This window comes from Dyella sp., assembly GCF_035685805.1.
GTDB lineage: Bacteria > Pseudomonadota > Gammaproteobacteria > Xanthomonadales > Rhodanobacteraceae > Dyella_A.
Genome location: NZ_DASSAB010000006.1, coordinates 38,600 through 57,172 on the forward strand (window position 1 = coordinate 38,600; position 18,573 = coordinate 57,172).

Here is an 18,573-nt window from a genome sequence, read left to right on the forward strand (position 1 = left end):
CCACGAGGGCAAGGCATGCGGATAGAGGATGTAAGTGACCGCCTGGTGCGGAACAGCCAGGGGATCTACGTCGGCCCGCGGGTGGGTGATGTGTCGTACTCGCAGACCGGCCATGCCGACTGCTTTCAGGTGGAGGACCGGTCATTCTGGTTCAGGCATCGCAACGACTGCATCGCGGCGTTGGTTACCCGCTTTCCCTACACCGGAACATTGCTCGATATCGGAGGCGGGAACGGCTACGTGTCCCAGCGCCTGATCGCGCTGGGCGGTGACGTGGTTCTGATCGAGCCGGGCCCGATGGGGGCACTCAACGCAAGAAAGCAACGCGGCATCGACAACGTTGCGTGCGCGTTGCTCGAGGACGCCGGATTCAAGCCGGGGACGTTTGGCGCCATAGGCATGTTCGACGTCATTGAACACATCGAGGACGATCGCGGATTCCTGGATCAGATAGCGCCTTTGCTTGCCGCTGACGGCAGGCTTTACCTGACCGTGCCCTGTCACACGTGGTTGTGGTCCGGCGCCGATGTGTCGGCAGGGCACTTTCGCCGACACACCAGGCGCAGCCTGCAGGCGCTGCTCTCCGAGCGATTCGTCATTGACTACATCAGCTACTTCTTTCAACCGCTGGTGCTTCCGCAGTGGCTGCTGCGCGCGCTCCCTTATCGCCTCGGCCGGGGGCGTGACAGCGTTCTGTCCACGGCCGCCGAACACGGCACGAGCGAGGGCCTCATGGTGCGCGTGCTCGAGAGGCTGTTGAGGCCCGAGTTGCAGAAGGTCATGCGCGGCGAAACCATCCGCTTCGGCGCCAGCGCGCTGGTTGCAGCCCGCCTCAAGCCTCGTTCCCAGTCCTCCGGTACCTAATGCCCACCCAGCAGTTGCGATGGCGCGCCAGGCGTCTTCTCTACCTCGTCCGCCGAGTGCTCTCCAGCGTCGCCCAGCGAGGGTGGCGCGGCACATGGAGGCGCATCTCGCAAGAGTTCGAGCGGCGGGCGCCTGCCGATGAATCACTTACGCTGCTGTCGCGCGATGCGTCAAGACATCCTTTCGGCTTGCCTACCTCCGACGCACCGCGCGTTTCGGTGATCATTCCCGTGTACGGCAAGGTGGACTACACCTTGGCGTGCCTGCGTTCGATCGCGCTGCACGGCGCTGACGCTCCCTTTGAAGTCATCGTGGTCGACGATGCATCGCCCGATGACACCGTTGCCGCATTGCGCGACGTCAGCGGCTTGCGTGTGCTGGTGCAGACCAGCAACCGCGGCTTCATCGGCAGCTGCAACGCCGGAGCCGCGGAAGCGCGCGGCACGCACCTGCTGTTCCTGAACAACGACACCCAGGTCACCGCAGGCTGGCTCGACCGGCTGCTGGACTGTTTCGAGGAGGAGGCCTGCTGCGGCATAGCGGGCAGCCGCCTGGTATATCCGGACGGTCGCCTGCAGGAAGCCGGTGGACTGATCTACGCCGACGGCAGTGCCTGGAACGTCGGGCGTTTCGAAAAACGGGACGATCCTCGCTTTCTGCGTCGTCGGGACGTGGATTACGTTTCTGGTGCGGCGCTGATGATCGATGGGGCACTGTTCCACACGCTTGGCGGCTTCGACGCGCGCTACGCTCCTGCGTACTGCGAAGACATGGATATCTGCTTTGCCGCATGGCAGGCGGGACGTCGGGTGCTCTACCAGCCGGAAAGCCTGGTCATCCATTGCGAAGGGGTCAGCTCCGGGCTGGACCCTTTCGCTGGCGTGAAGCAATACCAGGCCATCAATCGCGCCGCATTCCAGGACAAGTGGGGTACCTCCCTGGCACGACAGCCCCAGCCAGGCGCCCGGGTGGAGCAGGCGATCGAGCATCGATCCGGACGCCACATCCTGATCGTGGACGCGCTCACCCCGGAGCCGACCCGAGACTCCGGCTCGCTGCGTCTGGTAAACATCATGCGGCTGCTGCGCGAGCAAGGCTGGCGGATCACCTTCATGGCGGACAATCGCCGCGCGAGCGCCGCCAATATCCTCCAGCTCGGACGGCTCGGCGTCCATGTGTTGTGTGTGCCATGGGCACCCGCCCTGGCGCCGTGGCTGGCAAAGAACGGGCATACGGTGGACGCAGTGATGCTTTGCCGGCACTACATTGCCGAGCCGCACCTCCCGCTGATCCGCCGCATCGCGCCGCAGGCGCGGATCCTGTTCGACACGGTGGATCTGCATTTCCTCCGCGAGCAGCGTGCGGCGGAGCACGAGGGCAGTGCGGCCATGGCGCGACAGGCGAACGTTTCACAACAGCGCGAGCTGGCCCTCATAGCGGCCGCCGATGCCACCTTCGTGGTGAGCCCGGTGGAGCACGCCATGCTTCGTCAACGGCTCCCGGCCGCCCGGGTGGAACTGCTTTCCAACGTGCATGAAATACATGGCCGGCTGGGCCCGTTCGCGGGACGTAGTGGACTGGTTTTCGTCGGAGGGTTCGGCCACACGCCGAACGTGGACGCCGTCCATTGGCTGGTCGGCGAGATCATGCCCCTCATCCAGGCGGTCCGACCCGACATCGTGCTGCATCTCGTCGGGGACATGCCGGAGGTGGAGCGCGCCAGGATCTGCCGCCCGGGGGTGAGCATCCATGGCCGGGTCGAGGACCTGTCGCCGTGGATGCGCGACTGCCGCATCGCAGTGGCGCCTCTGCGTTTCGGCGCAGGCGTCAAGGGCAAGGTGAACATGGCGATGAGTTACGGCCTGCCCGTAGTCGCCACGACCATTGCCGCCGAAGGCATGCGCCTGAACCACGGCCGCGACGTGCTGTTGGCGGACGATGCTGGCGCGTTCGCAGAGGCGATCATCCGCCTTCACGACGACGAAGCCCTCTGGCAAACCCTTTCCGAGGGCGGCCTGGCGAATGTCAGGGCACACTTTTCCTTCGATGCCGCCCGCGAGACCTTGCGCCGCACGCTGGCGTGAGCCGGTGTAGGGGCGGTTCTTCATACATGCGTTTGCGGCCAAGGTAGAATCAGGGTTTTCCCCGGGCCCGCAGGGCACCGCCAAGGCAAGGAACCCGCAGATGAAGATTCTGGTCGGCTACAAGCGCGTCGTGGATTACAACGTACGCATCCAGGTCAAACCCGACGGCACCGGCGTGGTGACCGACGGCGTGAAGCTCTCCGCCAATCCGTTCGACGACATCGCGCTGGAAGAGGCGCTGCGCCTGCGCGAGAAGGGCGTGGCCGACGAGGTGGTGGTGGTTGGCATCGGTCCGGCGGACCTCACTGCCCACCTGCGCAACGGCCTGGCCATGGGCGCGAACCGCGCCATTCACGTACAGACCGCCGACGCCGTGCAGCCGCTGACCGCCGCCCGGGTCTTCCTGAAGCTGATCGAGAAGGAGCAGCCGGGTCTGGTGATCCTCGGCAAGCAGGCGATCGATGACGACGCCAACCAGACCGGCCAGATGCTGGCCGCTCTGTGGGAGCGGCCACAGGCCACGTTTGCCAGCAAGGTCGAGATCGCCGATGGCAAGGCCATGGTCACGCGCGAGGTCGACGCGGGGCTGGAGCAGATCGAGGCCGAGCTGCCCGCCGTGATCACCACGGACCTGCGCCTCAACGAACCGCGCTTCATCAAGCTGCCGGACATCATGAAGGCCAAATCCAAGCCGATCGACACGATCGACTTCGAGTCGCTTGGCGTGGCGTCGCATGACCACCTCACCACCACCCATTACGCGGCGCCGGAAAAGCGCAGCAAGGGAGTGATGGTGAAGGACGCCGCCGAACTGGTCGCCGCGCTGAAGCAGAAAGGTCTGCTTTAACCCCCGTATTCTCCCTTTCCCCGTCGGGAGAGGGTCGGGGTGAGTGGCCACGCCACATTGCCCCCGCATCCACCGGAGAGAACCTCATGAGCAAGATCCTCGTCATCGCCGAGCACCTGCACGGCAAGCTCAACCCCGCTACCGCGCGCGCCGTGAGCGCCGCCTCCGCCGTCAAGCCCGAGGCCATCGACGTGCTCGTGCTGGCCGACCAGGTCGATGCCGTCGCCGCCGAGGCCGCCAAGGTTGACGGCGTCACGCGCGTACTGACCGTCGCCCGTGTTGAAAACGCGCACCCGCTGGCTGCCGTATTGGCGCCGCAGGTGGCCAAAGCTGCGCAGGGGTACAGCCACGTGTTCGCCCCATCCACCACCTTCGGCAAGGATCTGGCGCCTCGCGTGGCGGCACTGCTGGGCGTGGCCCAGGTCAGCGACGTCATGAGTGTCGAGGGCGCACATACCTTCAAGCGCCCGATCTACGCCGGCAACGCCATCGTCACGGTCGAGGCCGATGCGGCACACACCGTGGTGGCGACGATCCGTACCGCCTCGTGGTCGGCCGCCGGCAACGGCAGCAGCCCCGCACCGATCGAGCCGCTGAGCATCGATGTCGCCCTGCCCTCGCACACCCGGTTCGTCGGCCTGCAGCAGGGCAGTAGCGACCGCCCGGACCTGCAGAGTGCCAGCAAGGTAGTCTCCGGCGGCCGCGGCGTCGGCTCGAAGGAAAACTTCGACATCATCTACACCTTCGCCGACAAGATCGGCGCCGCCGTGGGTGCGTCCCGCGCCGCAGTGGATGCCGGCTACTGCCCTAACGAAATGCAGGTGGGCCAGACCGGCAAGATCATCGCGCCGGAGCTGTACATGGCCATTGGCATTTCCGGTGCCATCCAGCACCTCACCGGGATCAAGGACGCCGGCACCATCGTGGCGATCAACAAGGATGCGGAAGCGCCGATCTTCGAGATTGCGGACATCGGCCTTGTGGGTGACCTCTTCAAGATCCTGCCGGAGCTGGAAGCAAGCCTGGGCTGATGGCCAGACGGCACGCCAGCTGCGGTCGGCGGCGCGTTGCCGACCGATCAGGTCCGATCGAAGGTAGCCGGTGGGAGTCCGTCGTACGGCAGGTGGGGCGGGTTGTCTTAAACTAATGGGCTGACGGGTGCCCGATCAGAGCGCGCGGGTACTTCCGGGCATGAGGGAACCACGCGACATGCCACCGGAGGACAAGCAATGCAGAGGGCGCTCATCACCGGTGCGAACGGGTTTCTTGCACAAACGCTCCTGGCGGCTCTACCCGCGGACTACCAGGCCTTCGCCCTCGTACGAGCACAACCCGCGGCCCATACGCGAGCAATACGGACGTTCGACTCGCTGGACGTGTTGATCCGGGAGACCCCCGCCGTCGACGTGGTTTTCCACCTTGCCGCCTGTATCCCGCCGGACCATGACAAGCCAAACGCGGAGTTGTTGAGAAGCAACGTCGACCTCGTGTCTCGTCTGGTCCAGGCCTATCCTGAGGCCAGGCACGTGTATGCCTCCTCCGTGGCTGTCTATGGCACTCCCGCGAGCCTGCCGGTCGCGCTTGATGCGGCGCCCATCGGCGCGAGTCGGTACGGGCTGGCGAAGCTGGCCGGTGAATGCGTGGCACGGCAGGCGGCGAGCCATGCGGCGATCCGGTTCGCGTCGATCATCGGCACCGGCATGCGTCCCGGCAGCTTTATTCCTGCCGCCGTCGCGGGCGCCAAGGCGGGTCGGATCATGCTTCGGGGAGATGGAACCCGGCTGCAGAACTATGTGGACGTCGGCGATGCTGCACACATGTGCCTGCTTGCCGCGTCGATGCCTGGATCGTTTGTCGGGCACGGTATTGGTGAACGTTCGCACAGCAACCTGGAAGTGGCGAAGCTGCTCGCCGATCTGACCGGAGCATCGGTGGTGAAAGAAGGTGTCGATCACAGCCCGTCCTTTGAATACGCGCAGGACACGTTCAGCCGGAGCGTGACCACGCGCGTCAGCCTGAAGGAAACCCTCGCCCGGATGATCGCCGCATGAAGTCCATCATCGTGACCGGAATCGGCGGAGTGGTAGGCCAGGGCATCCTGCGCAACATCCGCAACATGGCGCTGGATCTCCAGATCATCGGCGTGAACGTGGAGCGGATCAGCGCAGGGAACCATCTTTGCGATCACGTCCATGAGGTTCCGTTCGCCTATGACCCGGGTTACGTCCAGGCAATCCAGCAGGTGGAACGCGATCATGACGCCGGACTGATCTTGCCGAGCACCGACTACGAGGCTTACTACCTGTCCCTGCACCGCGACGAGCTTCAGAGCAGAGTGGCTGTATCACCAGCGCAGACCGTGGGTTTCTGCCTGGACAAGTTCGTCAACTTTCAGCGTTTCGAGGAGGCCGGCGTCGCCTTTGCCGCCTCCTGCCTTCCGTCGGAATACCGGGGCCAGTTCGCCAAGACCGTGGTCAAGCCGCGCGAAGGTCGAGGGTCGCGGAACATCTATGTGGATCCTCCCGCACCGTCCGGATTCGACGACACCTACGTCGTGCAGGAGTACCTCGACGGACCCGAACTCACCACGACCTTTTATGTGAAGCAGGATGGCTCGCTGCACGGCTTCATCACGCTGGAGCGCCATCTCGAACAAGGGAACACAAGCCGCTGCGAAGTCGTCGTCGAGCACGATCAGGAGCTGGCGCTGTTGCTGGACAAGATGCTCCGCGCATTCCCGTTCCGCGGATCGTGCAACATACAGAGCCGCGTGACGCCGCGCGGGATCGTGCCTTTCGAGATCAATTGCCGCATTTCGGGCACAAACTCCGTCCGGTCGCAGTTCGGTTTCCCGGATGTCGCCTACGCGGTCAGGGAGCTCCTTTTGGGTGAACCATTGCCGGAGCCGCGGATTACCCGTGGCAGCGCCCTGCGCGTCATGATGGACGTGATCTACCCAGGCCTGTCGCTGGCCGACATCCGCGACCGCTCCGACAGCTTCAGGATCAGCTGATGGCCATCAAGGCGCTATTCCTGGACGCGGCGAACACACTCGTGCACAAGCCTGCGCTTTATCCAAGCATGGCCGAGGTGCTCAAGCGTCACGGTGTGCAGGTAGACCTCGATGTCCTGCTGCGGCAGCACCGGTTCCTGTCCGAGGCGAAGTCGTTCCCCGACCGGACGTCGCGCGAGTTCTACGACGAGTTCAACAGCGAGCTGCTGCGGTCACTCGGTGTACTGCCGAAGCGCGAGCTGCTGGACGAACTCTTCGGCGCCTGCAGTTACCTGCCGTGGCGCCCGTTCGACGATGTTGCGGACCTCACGGTGCTCGATGTCCCGCTGGGCGTGCTTTCCAACTGGAACACGCAGCTGTCGGACACACTGGCCTTGATTCCTGATCTCCAATTCAGCTGGGTCCTTGGCTCGGAGCAGATCGGGCTGCGCAAGCCGGCGCCTGCGTTCTTCGAGCGCATGCTGGACGCCGCTGCGCTTGAAGCAAGCGAAATCGCCTACATCGGCGATTCGATGCGGCTGGACGTCGAACCGGCCCTGAGCATGGGCATCCGTGCAGCGCTCATCGACAGGGACAATCTCTATCCTCATGCAAATGTCCCCCGCATCACTTCCCTCAGCCAGGTCGTGACGCTGCTATGAAACGACTTGCCATCGTCGGTGCTGGCGACCTGGGCATCCAGATCGCCCACCATGCCTGCGCTACTGGACAATGGAAGCTGGCAGGCTTTTTCGACGACACGAGGCAGCCAGGCAGTCAGGTCGCCGACGCGCAGGTGCTCGGTGGCGTCAAAGATGTCGCCGCTGCCCATGCCGGCGGTGCATTTGATGCACTGATTGTGGCGATCGGTTACCGGCACCTTGCAGCAAGGAGCCGGATCTTCGAGCAGTTCGAGGGCCGGATTCCCTTTGCGACCGTTATTCACCCCTCTGCCATCGTCGATCCGACCTGCCGTATTGGTCCCGGCTCAGTGATCTACCCTGGTTGTGTCCTGGACATGGGCGTCACCATTGACGCGAACGTGGTGGTGAATGTGGGGTGCGTCATCGCGCACGACAGCCACGTGGGTCGCGGCTGCTTTCTCTCACCGGGCGTCAGGCTCGCCGGGTTCGTGCGCATCGCGCCGGCCTCGACGCTGGGCATCGGGACAGTCGTGATCGACAACGTGACCGTAGGCAGTGGGATCCGCACTGGTGCAGGGGCCGTTGTCATTGCGTCCATCGCCGATCCGGGGCTCTACGTCGGTGTTCCGGCCATACACAAGAGGGCCTCCGCATGAGCGGGTCGCGCGCCACGCTGTCGCTCGTTGTGCCGGTTTTCTTCGAGGAGGACTGCATTGTCCAGTTCCTCAAGGAGACGGGCGAGGTGCTGCAGACGATCGACATGGACTACGAGTACGTGTTTGTCGATGACGGCAGCAAGGACCGCACGATCGAGCTGATCCGCTCGCTTGCCCACGACGATCATCGGATCAAGCTGATCGAGTTTTCCTACAACCACGGCAAGCAGGCGGCGGTCACTGCGGGGATCGAGCATGCGACCGGCGACTATCTCCTCTACATGGACCCCGACCTGCAGGATCCGCCCGAGGAAATACCGCGTTTCATCGCGGAGATATCCAAAGGCTACGACCTGGTCATGGGCGTGCGGCGGGCCAAGATGGACAGTTTCGCCAACCGCCTGTTCTCCCGACTGTTCTGGTGGGTGCTGGAGCGGTTCACCGGCCTGGCGATACCGCGAGGGCTGGCGGTGATGCGCATTTTCAATCGGCGGTTTGCCGACCAGTTCCTGCTCTACCGCGAGCAGAACCGCTTCATCGAGGGCATTTTCCTGCACATCGGCATGCACGCCTCGACCCTGGTCATCGACCAGCGTGAACGCTTTGCGGGCACGTCGAAGTTCAACTTCAGGCGCAAGATGCGCCTCGCACTCGACGCAATACTCGACTTTTCAGAGCTGCCGCTGAAAGTGGCAGTAAAGCTGGGCGCCATGACGTCGTGCCTCGGCGTTCTCGCGGTGCTGGTGGTGATCGCACTCAAGCTGACGATGGTTGATTTCCAGGCAGGTTGGCCCTCGCTGTTGAGCCTGCTCATGCTCGGGTTTGGCGCGCAGTTGTTCTTCATCGGCATTGCCGCCCTCTACATCGGCCGGATTTATCGCGAGACCAAGCAACGCCCGCTCTACTCGATCCGCCGTACCACCAACCTTCAGCCAAGTGCGACGAAGACCGGTCCAGCGCCGCTCCCCTGACCTGCGGCGACGGCTGCGGAATCCCCTCTCCATGCGAGCACTTCGATGATCCCCTTCAACAAGCCGTTCATGACCGGCCAGGAACTCGACTACATCGTGCAGGCGCACGCGAACGGCCATCTTTCGGGTGATGGCCCCTTTACCAGGCGCTGCAGTGCCTGGCTCGAGCGGGAAATCGGGTCACGCAAGGCGCTGCTGACTCACTCGTGCACTGCCGCGCTGGAGATGGCGGCGATCCTGCTGGACCTGAAGGAAGGAGACGAGGTGATCATGCCCTCCTATACCTTCGTCTCCACAGCGAACGCGTTTGTGCTCCGCGGCGCAGTGCCGGTTTTCGTGGATATCCGTCCCGATACGTTCAACATCGACGAGACCCTCGTCGAGCAGGCGATCACCTCTCGCACGAAGGCAATCTGTGTCGTGCACTACGCGGGAGTGGCGTGCGAAATGGACACGATCATGTCCATCGCCCGACGTCATGGGCTGAAGGTCGTGGAAGATGCTGCGCAGGCCATCTTTTCCACCTACAAAGGGCGACCCCTCGGGAGTATCGGAGACCTGGCCGCGCTCAGCTTCCACGAAACGAAGAACGTTATTTCGGGTGAAGGCGGCGCGCTGCTCGTCAACGACGCCGCCCTCGTAGAGCGGGCGGAAATCATTCGGGAGAAGGGCACCAACCGCAGCAAGTTCTTCCGTGGTCAGGTAGACAAGTACACCTGGGTGGATGTGGGCTCGTCCTATCTTCCGAGCGAACTGATCGCGGCGTTTCTGGCGGCACAGCTGGAACAGGGCAAGGCCATTACAGACCGCCGCCTGCAGATCTGGGATCGCTATCACGAGTGGGCCGCGCCGCTGGAGGAAGAAGGTCTGCTCAGGCGACCGGTGGTTCCGAAGGACTGCACTCACAACGCACACATGTACTACCTGGTGTTGAACAGCCTGGACGAACGCACTGCCTTCATCGAGAGCATGAAGTCCGAGGGCATTGGGACGGTATTCCACTACATCCCGCTGCACAGCTCGCCCGCCGGCAGGACCTTCGGGAGGTGCTCGGGCACGCTGCCTTACACCGACGCTCTGAGCGAGCGGCTTGTCCGGCTGCCCCTGTGGGTGGGACTGGAAGAACATCAGAGCCGCGTGATGGATCGCGCCCACGCCGCGCTCGCGGCGCAGAAGCAATGAGTTCGGCGGCATACGCCGGATGACCGTGCGGCAGGCGAAACTGCGCAGATCCCTTCGCAACGGCGTGGTCACGCTCATCGTGGTCGCGTGCATCGCCGCGACGACGCGCCTGTTCGACTGGTCCAGCGTGGCGGCGGCGCTGGCGCATCTGCGCGCGGGTCTGCTGGTGGGGGCCGGCGCTCCGCTCCTGCTCCTCATCGCACTGTTGCGCGGTTGGCGCTGGCTGGTGGTGCTCGGCATGAGGCCGACGCCGCGTCTGCTGTGGCAATCGTTCTGCGCCAATGGAGCGGCCGCCGGGCTCGCGTCGCTCACGCCGTTCCAGGTGGGTGAGATCGTGAAGATCCGGCTCATTCCCGACCATCACGGCTCGGCCTGGCGGCTGGGCGTGTCGGCATTTTTCGTCGAGCGCATGCTCGATCTCGGCACCATGTGCTGCGTGTGCCTGGCGGGGCTGTCGGTACGATTCGGCATTGCGTGGGCTGCCCTGCCCGCGCTGTGCATCCCCCTGCTCGGGGCGTTCATAGGCAGCCACGTCGCGCGGCGGCTGCCCTTGCCCGCAAGGCTGCGTCCATACGTCGAAGTGCTGCTCCACCTGCCTCGCACGGTAGCCGCGGCGGCGCTGTCGCTCCCGATATGGGGGCTCTACTGCGTGCTCTGGTGGATCGCGCTGCAGGCGATGAACGTACCGATCCTCTGGCACCAGGTGGCTATCCTGCTGGGTGCGGTGATGCTCGCGGTGGTGGTGAGCATGACCCCGGGCGGGCTCGGCGTTTCGGAGCTCAGTAGCCGCGGGTTGCTGCTCTGGCTTGGCCAGACCCCGGCGCAGGCGGAAGCGGGTGCCATTGCCCTGCGCCTGCTGACTCCGATCATCGTGCTGGTAGGCGTCGCCTGCCTGTTGCCCCTGATAAGGCAGCTGCGTAAGCCCCCGCATTAGCCGCATCACCGCGGGCTGCTGCCCGCCGGAGACCTGTAGTGAACATATTCGTGCTCTGCACCGGACGCTGTGGCTCCGTCACCTTCGCCAAGGCGTGCGCACACATCACCAATTTCACCAGTGCGCACGAAAGTCGGGTCAACCGGCTGGGTGACGAAAGGCTTGCCTATCCCGACGCGCACATCGAAGTGGACAATCGCCTCAGCTGGTTCCTCGGCAGGCTGGATGAGAAGTACGGCGACAGCGCCTTCTATGTGCATCTCACGCGGGACCCGGAAGCCACCGCGCAGAGCTTCAACCGGCGCTGGCATTTGCGAAGCTCGATCATGCGGGCGTACGCAGAGCAGATCTGCATGACGTCGCCAAAGGATCCGCTGGCGATGTGCCGCGACTATGTGTCGACGGTCAACAGCAACATCCGCGCATTCCTCAAGGGAAAGCCGAAAGCTTGCCACGTGCGGATGGAAGCCATCCACCAGGACTTCTCCAGATTCTGGGCGCTCAGCAACGCCGAGGGAGAGCTAACAAAGGCCCTGGCGGAATGGGCAACTTCCTATAACAAGAGTTGAAGGCTGTTCGATCAACGCAGCCCCCCCCTCGACGCGGGGCACAAACATAATTCCGACGGTCTCGCTAACGATCTGTCGAGGCCACTCGTTCGATGCATTAACCGGTACCGCTCATGATCAAGAAGATCGCAGCACGAACCATTCGTTGGCTTGCCAATTCGTCCATCACAGCGGCCCTGCTGTTGCTGGCTGCCGGTGAAGCATTGGGACTTGTCGCCACGGCAGCTGCAACGGCTCCCTTGGCAAAAGGACTCGCCTCAAGCCCGCTACTTTGGCTCGCTGCAGTGCTGATGGCGTTGGTCGTTGCTGCGGTGCTAGTCACTTCGCACCGCACGAGCCGGAGACCACAACCATTTCGACCAGCCCTGTTCCTCCCGGCACTGATCGGCACCGGGGTCGTCGTGCACCTGCTGCTCGTCGCCTTCGTGAGACCGTCTTGGGGCACTGACTATCTGCGCTATTGGCAACACGCTCAAGAGATGGTGCGGGAGCACAAGTACGGCGGCTTCTCCGGGCCCTACTACTCCCGCGCACTGCTGATTCCTTACGCAATCATCAGATTGTTCGGTCCCGATTCGATCTTGATGCTCAAGCTGGCAAATGTCGTGCTTTTGACAGGAATCCAACTTTTTGGATACGACATCCTGCGCCGCGTGAAAAGCCACCAGGCCGCACAAGCTGCATCTTTGCTGTTTCTCGCCGCGCCAATGCCAGCGTTCGCAACGCTAATACCGAGCCACGACCTCTGGGGCCTGTTCTTTTTTTCGGCGGCGGCATGGACACTCACGCTGGCTGTGTTCCGCCGCGACCAAAGCGTTCCCTCTATCGCCCGATGCGCGACCTTAGCTGTAGTGACGGGGCTCCTCGCCTATCTGACCGAGCTGCAGCGTGGCACCGGGAGTATCTTTACGGTCGCATTGGTCGGGGCAGCTGTGCTCATCTGGCTTGGCTCTTACGATGATCCGCGCAGCGCGCCCGAACGATCCCGCGCACGCACAGGCCTTTTCGTGGCGGCGCTGTGCCTTGGCAGCATGGTCGCGGCCGGGCAGGTAGGTGACAGACTCGGCCTGAATCCGAACCCCCGGACGTCCCTTTTCATGATGAAGATTGCTGCCAACAGCGGTGGCATGGGGAATGGAAAGAGCGACTGGTATGCACGGTTCCGGGATCGGTTTGGCGTTGAGCAAGCGACTGACGAGACGGCGACCGATTTCGCCAAAACCATGGCGTTATCGGCCTGGACGCTGGAACCACTCGAACGTGGAGCACACCTCGCTGGTCAGGCGCAACGCCTATTCGAGCTTCACTATCCGGCTGACTGGAACTGGATGCTGCGCCATCCGGACGGTCTGCCGAAGACATCGCGCCACCTGCTGCTTGTTTATGCTGGCGAATACGCCATGGGTCTTGGCATCTGGTTTGTCTGGTCGCTCTGCTTGCTGGCGACGTCGCGACGACTGGTGCCGCTTCCCGTGCTGACAGCCTCGCTTTCGATACTGTTGCTCGCGGCAACCTTGCTGCTGCTTTTCGAAAACAAGCCATTCAATATCTTCCCAGTGTGGCTGGCCATTTGCCTCGTTATTGGCAGCACGTTTGACGGAACCGCCTCGCGCGCTGCGAGAACTCCTTGGCATGTGGCCTTTCGCCAGAGAATTGGTACCGCCGCAGCTGGCATCGTGCTGGCGGCAGGTGCCATGACACTCCTGCTTTTTGGGACAAGCATGGCGTACAGCCCGTCTTCTGGTCAGATCTTGTCGGACTGGTCGCTTGAAACCAGCCAGCGCTTGCCAAAAAGCAACGATCGCTGGGAGTTGGAGTTGCTAGATGCGAGACCGGAGGCCTTTGACCCCTCTTCTTACGATCCGGAGACACTTTCTCAAAGCTACATCAGACACGCCGGAGGAGATGGCGACCGGATCCAAAGGCACGCCGGAAGCACAGTAACCAGAATGCAGTTTCCAGCGCCGGTGGCTAAAGGAGATCATCTCACACTGAAAACAAGCGTTTGCCTGAAGAACCCGGAGCGTAACAACTTGGAATTCTTCGCATTTGCACCCTTGCGCAACGCGGGTTCTGATGCCATGACGCTGACCGTTTCAGTCAATGAAAAGACGCTTGGCGAGACCGGCATACCCTTTTCTCGCAGGAACTTCAGGAGGTTCTTTATGCCCGAAGCTTTTGTCCCGGGAAAATGTCAGGAACTTAGTTTCAGACTTCGTGCGGAGAAAACTTTCGCCAGCGCCAAGGACAGCCCATTTGTCGAAATCTGGATTCCTCGACTAGTCGAAGGGGATGCGGCTCGTTGACACATCGCGGACGCAGCGGCCTCGCATTGCCCCCTTTTTGATCAAAGAGCGCACGCTGGAAGACGCGGCAGGCGATGCCGCGGTGCGTCAGATGGGGTCTGAGGTACAACGCCCGCATTTCCTATCGCGGCGACACTCGCCAAGACACGTAGACAAGAAACCGTGTTCCTGCGGGAATGGACTTCCTGGGAGCCGTCAAGGCGGTGATCTTGACGTTGGCAAATGGGAGACCTTCGCCCGAGAAGCGCGCTACAGCGCCACTGGGAACTGACCTGAACTCACCGTTTTGGTAGCCGCCTTTTCCGAGACCGGCTTCGGCGGCCGTCTCCGCTCGCTCGATTGAAGTGCTTCTAAGCGCATAGACTTGGCGCCTGAAGTAGAGGCCGGACTTTGATCTGACGACCCGGTCGTAGATAGGCTTTTCGACTCCCTCGATATTGAATGCAGGGGCCTGTGCTGGTGCCGCGAATGCTTCACCCTTGGCGCCAGTTCTTGCCTCGACCATGGGCACCAAGCGTTTTGCCAGCGCTGGCGCCAAGGTCTTTGCAAAGCTAGCCGTCATGTGGTGTGAGTCGCGCCAAACCAGGATGTTCCCGACCACCGGCTCACACGTGAACTCGCCGCAGATAGCGTCGTCCAGGTTAATGAGTTGGGCGTTATCCATGCGAGCTGCAGCCACCTCGAGCGGATCCCAATGGTCCAGGGCTTTTTTTCTGGATTGCGCGCAACCATTGATTGTCGCGCCAGGAGTGGATAAGCAATCTGGAACATTGCGGCCAGGCCGGGGCGTATCTTTGATAGCCGCTATAAAACCATGAGTGCCGGCGGCCTTGGCCCACGCACTGAGCATTGCGGAGACAAGTGCTTCCTTGGATTTCGCCGAAGAGCCTTTCACCAGATGTGAAAGAGAGCCGATTGACTGAGAGACGACTATCAGGTCCGGCTTGTAGATGGCTATCCTTTTAAGCACTTTCTGGTTCCACGAAGCACAAAAACGAGTTTGATCGTCTTCGAAGTCCTCCGGGTGAACATCTGCGAAGGCGCAGGCGGATTTGACGATCACCCGCATATTCCAGTGCTGCTGGTTCGCTATCTCGCGTAACGGAGGCAACCAATGCACTGCATGCGAGTCGCCGACCACCAGCATCCTGAAAGCTTTTTTATCAGGATTGCCGTACCGGCACTCCATGACATCGTCCTTCGTGACAGAAGTAATGCACCGGTCCTTATAGGCCAGAGGCTCATCCTTTTTCGCATCCGTAGGCCTCGGAAGGTATGGCGCGGTGGGGTCTGCCGGTGTGACATGGTCGGTGAGCATTCTCGCGCCGGGGTAATTCGCCTCGTCGCGCGTGGCCGCAAGGTCACCCGAGCCTGACGGCTGCTGTGCAAGCGCGTACACGCTCAGCGCCAAGAGCACGGATAGGGAAATGCACAGTGTGGCCAAAGCCCACGCGCGACCGAAAACACGCCCAGGCTTCCTCGGCTCGGCCCTGAAACGGTCCTCCACCCATCGCTTGCTGACGTAGGCGAGACCAAAAGATGCCCCCAGAATCAACAGCGCGCCCATCAGCGGTATCTGGTCGCCATATCGTGCTTTATAGAAGACGATAATTGGCCAATGCCAAAGGTAGAGCGAATAAGACAGGTCGCCTATTAGTTGCGCGGGACGACTGGCCAAGATTGTCGTGATGCCAAGGGTGCCAGGCGCCTGCCCCGAAATGATCACCAAACCCGCGCCAAGGGTCGGCAACGCCGCCGCATAACCGGGGAAAGGCGTGGAAATCGTGTAAGCGCAGATGGACCACCCAATCATCGCAATGCCGACGTAGCCCGCGGCGACGCATACGCGCCGAGGCCACGATTGCCAGCCTTGCCAGACGGTCAGGGCACCACCAAGTGCCAGCTCCCATGCACGCGTCGTAGTTGCAAAATAAGCTACTCCCGAGCTGCGCGGCGTCAGGTAAACCGAGTAGGTCAGAGAGCTGGCGGCTATTATTGCGACAAATACGCCGAATGCTTTGCGCGGGTGCCGCGCTGTCCATCCGGTGAGATGCGTGGCCGCCAAGATCAGCAGCGGCCAGACGATGTAATACTGCTCTTCTACCGACAGTGACCAGAAATGCTGTAAGGGACTCGGTGCGTTTTCGGATGCGAGATAATCCACCGCCTGATGCGCCAGCCACCAGTTTTGCCCGTACAGCGCACTGGCAGCGATGTCCCTTGCAACATCCTCCCATCGCGACGCCGGGAGCAGTGCCACCCCAGCCGTCACAGCAATCAGCACGAGCGTAGCAGCCGGCAAAAGGCGGCGGATGCGCCGCCTATAGAAGCGTGCTACGGAGATCGTTCCCGCTGCTTCGTACTCTTTCAGGAGCAGTCCCGTGATGAGATAGCCGGATATGACGAAGAAAACGTCAACACCCACATACCCGCCCGGCAGCGCCGCCGGCCAAAGATGAAATGCGAGCACTGCGAGCACCGCGATCGCTCTCAACCCCTGAATTTCGGGCCGAAATGCTTGGCTATCTTTCATACGTACCGAGATCCAGGTAACCAGGCGTCCGCTCCATCGGTCACAGACGCGCGACGAAGAACGTCAAGTGACGCCTCCGAACGATATAGACGTGCTTACTTGGCAGTCTGCCGCAGGTAAACGGACGATGTCGCGGCGGGATCCTTGAGCTTTGGCCCTTCCTGCCTGCTGCGGATCAGCACTTCGATCGGCTCCATTTGAGCCTTGACGAACCGCAGCCGAACACCGTGCTCATCGTCCTTCCCGCGATGCAGTGTCAATCCTTGAGCAGCAAAGGCCTTGGTAACCGCGGAGTCGGCCTCGCGATCGCTAGCACCTAGCATTTCTATGAATACCTGCCGCTGCATGTCGCCAGTCTTGGCCTCGACTACGCGATCGTACCGGATGCTTATTTTTTCTTCTTTTCCAAGCACCTTCAGAAGTGAATCAATACCAGGAGTTGAGTTCGGTCTTTTCGCTGCTCCCCCGCTCGTTGTTGCAGCATGATCGACCGGGGAAGCGCGCTGTGCCGCAGGGGACGAGGAATGATCGTTACTACAGCCGGCAACTGCAAAAGCAGCAATGAAGGTAATCGATTTCATATTCATAACAAGAGACCTGGTCAGTGGATCATTAGGGACGCACTAGCACTTTCTGATGCGACTGCACTAGCAATGGCCAGACGACTTGGCAGCATTGGTTACCCGGTGCGCTCTATTAGTCGGCCTCACTTACAGCCGCTCCACGTTTTCCGCCTGGGGCAGGCAACCCTTGACGTCGAAGATGACGCCGTTGGGCTTGAGCATCGCGTTGATGTCGATCTTCGCGTCAGCACCCACGAACTCACGGTGGGACACGGCCAGGACCACGGCGTCGTAGCTCCCGGGCGCCGGCGCCTCGATCAGATCGACGTCGTACTCGTGGCGGGCCTCGGCAGGATCGACCCAGGGATCGTAGATTTCCACGCTGGCGTGCGTCAGCTTCAGCTCGGCGACGACATCGACCACTTTGGTGTTGCGCAGGTCCGGGCAATTTTCCTTGAACGCAAGGCCCAGCACCAGAATCCGGGAGTCGACGATATTGACGCGGTTCTGCGCCATCAGGCGCATCAGGCGGCTGGCAACGTACGGGCCCATCTCGTCGTTGATGCGGCGCGCGGCGAGGATCAGCTCCGGGTTGTAGCCAAGCATTGCCGCCTTGTGGGCGAGATAGTAAGGGTCTACGCCAATGCAGTGACCGCCCACCAGGCCCGGCGTGAACGGCATGAAGTTCCACTTGGTGCCAGCCGCGGCCAGCACTTCCTGAGTATCAATGCCGACCTTGTGGAAGATCCGCGCCAGTTCGTTCATGAGAGCGATGTTCACGTCACGCTGGGTGTTCTCGATGACCTTCGCCGCTTCGGCCACGCGGATCGAACTGGCTTTGTGGGTACCTGCGGTGATGATGCTGTCGTAGAGCTTCTTGACGAACTCCGCCACCTCGGGCGTGGAGCCGGAGACGACTTTCATGATCGTGGTGAGCTGGTGCTTCTTGTCGCCCGGGTTGATCCGCTCGGGGCTGTAGCCGCAATAGAAGTCCTGGTTGAACGTAAGCCCGGAAGCCTTCTCGAGCACCGGCACGCACACCTCTTCGGTCACTCCCGGGTAGACGGTGGACTCGTAGATCACGATGTCGTCTTTCTTCAGCACGCTGCCGATGGCCGCGCTGGATTTGAGCAACGGATCGAAGTCCGGCCGCCGGGCCGTATCCACCGGCGTCGGCACGGTGATGATGAAGACGTTGCAGTCACGCAGGTCGTCGAGGTTGCTGGTGTAGGTGAGCCGCTTCGTCGCCCGCAGTTTCTCCGGTTCCACCTCCAGGGTGCGATCGATCCCGTCGCGGAGCTCGCGAATCCGGTCCGGGTTGATGTCGAATCCCACGACGTCGAGGCCGTGACCAAACTCGACCGCCAACGGCAGGCCCACGTAGCCCAGGCCGATGATGGCAACGCGTGCACTGGAAAGCTCTTTCAT

Annotated in this window: 16 protein-coding genes; 13 read left to right on the top strand and 3 right to left on the bottom strand. The window is 62.1% G+C overall.

All coding sequences use genetic code 11. The features are described 5' to 3' along the window. Positions 1 to 15 precede the first annotated feature (15 nt). From VFG40_RS01035 to VFG40_RS01095, 13 genes are all read left to right on the top strand, one after another. A complete protein-coding gene (locus tag VFG40_RS01035; protein ID WP_324893957.1) occupies positions 16 to 864 on the top strand; it encodes a class I SAM-dependent methyltransferase in 849 nt (282 codons plus the stop codon). Then, complete coding sequence (locus tag VFG40_RS01040; RefSeq protein WP_324893960.1) at positions 864 to 2,948, top strand: glycosyltransferase; 2,085 nt, start codon at positions 864 to 866, stop codon at positions 2,946 to 2,948. The genes VFG40_RS01035 and VFG40_RS01040 overlap by 1 nt, the downstream gene beginning before the upstream one ends. Before the next feature lie 100 nt (positions 2,949 to 3,048). Then, a complete protein-coding gene (locus VFG40_RS01045; RefSeq protein ID WP_324893962.1) occupies positions 3,049 to 3,795 on the top strand; it encodes an electron transfer flavoprotein subunit beta/FixA family protein in 747 nt (248 codons plus the stop codon). 86 nt (positions 3,796 to 3,881) lie between these two features. Beyond that, a complete protein-coding gene (locus tag VFG40_RS01050) occupies positions 3,882 to 4,826 on the top strand; it encodes an electron transfer flavoprotein subunit alpha/FixB family protein (protein WP_324893964.1) in 945 nt (314 codons plus the stop codon). A gap of 198 nt (positions 4,827 to 5,024) precedes the next feature. After that, positions 5,025 to 5,846, top strand: a complete 822-nt coding sequence (locus VFG40_RS01055; RefSeq protein ID WP_324893966.1) for an NAD-dependent epimerase/dehydratase family protein — start codon at positions 5,025 to 5,027, stop codon at positions 5,844 to 5,846. Beyond that, on the top strand, positions 5,843 to 6,808 hold the full coding sequence (locus VFG40_RS01060; RefSeq protein ID WP_324893968.1) for an ATP-grasp domain-containing protein: 966 nt from the start codon (positions 5,843 to 5,845) through the stop codon (positions 6,806 to 6,808). Before VFG40_RS01055 ends, VFG40_RS01060 begins: the two co-directional genes overlap by 4 nt. Beyond that, entirely contained in the window at positions 6,808 to 7,449 is a 642-nt protein-coding gene (locus VFG40_RS01065; RefSeq protein ID WP_324893970.1) for an HAD family hydrolase, read from the top strand. Before VFG40_RS01060 ends, VFG40_RS01065 begins: the two co-directional genes overlap by 1 nt. After that, the gene (locus VFG40_RS01070; protein WP_324893972.1) at positions 7,446 to 8,087 is read left to right on the top strand and encodes a NeuD/PglB/VioB family sugar acetyltransferase; all 642 of its coding nucleotides are present in this window, start codon (positions 7,446 to 7,448) and stop codon (positions 8,085 to 8,087) included. The genes VFG40_RS01065 and VFG40_RS01070 overlap by 4 nt, the downstream gene beginning before the upstream one ends. Beyond that, positions 8,084 to 9,058 (top strand): glycosyltransferase family 2 protein, encoded by a 975-nt coding sequence (locus VFG40_RS01075; protein WP_324893974.1) that lies wholly within the window; start codon positions 8,084 to 8,086, stop codon positions 9,056 to 9,058. Before VFG40_RS01070 ends, VFG40_RS01075 begins: the two co-directional genes overlap by 4 nt. Positions 9,059 to 9,103: 45 nt before the next feature. Continuing rightward, entirely contained in the window at positions 9,104 to 10,240 is a 1,137-nt protein-coding gene (rffA, locus tag VFG40_RS01080; protein WP_324893976.1) for a dTDP-4-amino-4,6-dideoxygalactose transaminase, read from the top strand. Positions 10,241 to 10,259: 19 nt separating this feature from the next. Beyond that, positions 10,260 to 11,174 carry a lysylphosphatidylglycerol synthase transmembrane domain-containing protein gene (locus VFG40_RS01085; RefSeq protein WP_324893978.1) on the top strand — a complete coding sequence of 305 codons (915 nt, stop codon included), beginning with the start codon at positions 10,260 to 10,262 and terminating at the stop codon, positions 11,172 to 11,174. A 38-nt stretch (positions 11,175 to 11,212) separates the two neighbouring features. Next, positions 11,213 to 11,743 (top strand): hypothetical protein, encoded by a 531-nt coding sequence (locus VFG40_RS01090; RefSeq protein ID WP_324893980.1) that lies wholly within the window; start codon positions 11,213 to 11,215, stop codon positions 11,741 to 11,743. Positions 11,744 to 11,856: 113 nt separating this feature from the next. After that, positions 11,857 to 14,049, top strand: coding sequence for an ArnT family glycosyltransferase (locus tag VFG40_RS01095; protein ID WP_324893982.1), 2,193 nt, complete (start codon positions 11,857 to 11,859; stop codon positions 14,047 to 14,049). A 121-nt stretch (positions 14,050 to 14,170) separates the two neighbouring features. Here VFG40_RS01095 and VFG40_RS01100 read toward each other — a convergent pair whose 3' ends face one another. From VFG40_RS01100 to VFG40_RS01110, 3 genes are all read right to left on the bottom strand, one after another. Then, on the bottom strand, positions 14,171 to 16,582 hold the full coding sequence (locus VFG40_RS01100; protein WP_324893984.1) for an acyltransferase family protein: 2,412 nt from the start codon (positions 16,580 to 16,582) through the stop codon (positions 14,171 to 14,173). Positions 16,583 to 16,677: 95 nt separating this feature from the next. Then, positions 16,678 to 17,163, bottom strand: a complete 486-nt coding sequence (locus VFG40_RS01105; RefSeq protein ID WP_324893986.1) for a hypothetical protein — start codon at positions 17,161 to 17,163, stop codon at positions 16,678 to 16,680. Between the two features lie 129 nt (positions 17,164 to 17,292). After that, positions 17,293 to 18,573, bottom strand: coding sequence for a nucleotide sugar dehydrogenase (locus tag VFG40_RS01110; RefSeq protein ID WP_324893987.1), 1,281 nt, complete (start codon positions 18,571 to 18,573; stop codon positions 17,293 to 17,295).

What these genes read in the sequence shown, in the direction of transcription:
- VFG40_RS01040 (WP_324893960.1), top strand. Translation starts at nt 864, where the DNA reads ATGCCCACCCAGCAGTTGCGATGGCGCGCCAGGCGTCTTCTCTACCTC.
- VFG40_RS01035 (WP_324893957.1), top strand. Translation starts at nt 16, where the DNA reads ATGCGGATAGAGGATGTAAGTGACCGCCTGGTGCGGAACAGCCAGGGG.
- VFG40_RS01045 (WP_324893962.1), top strand. Translation starts at nt 3,049, where the DNA reads ATGAAGATTCTGGTCGGCTACAAGCGCGTCGTGGATTACAACGTACGC.
- VFG40_RS01060 (WP_324893968.1), top strand. Translation starts at nt 5,843, where the DNA reads ATGAAGTCCATCATCGTGACCGGAATCGGCGGAGTGGTAGGCCAGGGC.
- VFG40_RS01110 (WP_324893987.1), bottom strand. Translation starts at nt 18,573, where the DNA reads ATGAAAGAGCTTTCCAGTGCACGCGTTGCCATCATCGGCCTGGGCTAC.
- VFG40_RS01065 (WP_324893970.1), top strand. Translation starts at nt 6,808, where the DNA reads ATGGCCATCAAGGCGCTATTCCTGGACGCGGCGAACACACTCGTGCAC.
- VFG40_RS01100 (WP_324893984.1), bottom strand. Translation starts at nt 16,582, where the DNA reads ATGAAAGATAGCCAAGCATTTCGGCCCGAAATTCAGGGGTTGAGAGCG.
- VFG40_RS01095 (WP_324893982.1), top strand. Translation starts at nt 11,857, where the DNA reads ATGATCAAGAAGATCGCAGCACGAACCATTCGTTGGCTTGCCAATTCG.
- VFG40_RS01055 (WP_324893966.1), top strand. Translation starts at nt 5,025, where the DNA reads ATGCAGAGGGCGCTCATCACCGGTGCGAACGGGTTTCTTGCACAAACG.
- VFG40_RS01075 (WP_324893974.1), top strand. Translation starts at nt 8,084, where the DNA reads ATGAGCGGGTCGCGCGCCACGCTGTCGCTCGTTGTGCCGGTTTTCTTC.
- VFG40_RS01085 (WP_324893978.1), top strand. Translation starts at nt 10,260, where the DNA reads ATGACCGTGCGGCAGGCGAAACTGCGCAGATCCCTTCGCAACGGCGTG.
- VFG40_RS01070 (WP_324893972.1), top strand. Translation starts at nt 7,446, where the DNA reads ATGAAACGACTTGCCATCGTCGGTGCTGGCGACCTGGGCATCCAGATC.
- rffA (WP_324893976.1), top strand. Translation starts at nt 9,104, where the DNA reads ATGATCCCCTTCAACAAGCCGTTCATGACCGGCCAGGAACTCGACTAC.
- VFG40_RS01050 (WP_324893964.1), top strand. Translation starts at nt 3,882, where the DNA reads ATGAGCAAGATCCTCGTCATCGCCGAGCACCTGCACGGCAAGCTCAAC.
- VFG40_RS01105 (WP_324893986.1), bottom strand. Translation starts at nt 17,163, where the DNA reads ATGAAATCGATTACCTTCATTGCTGCTTTTGCAGTTGCCGGCTGTAGT.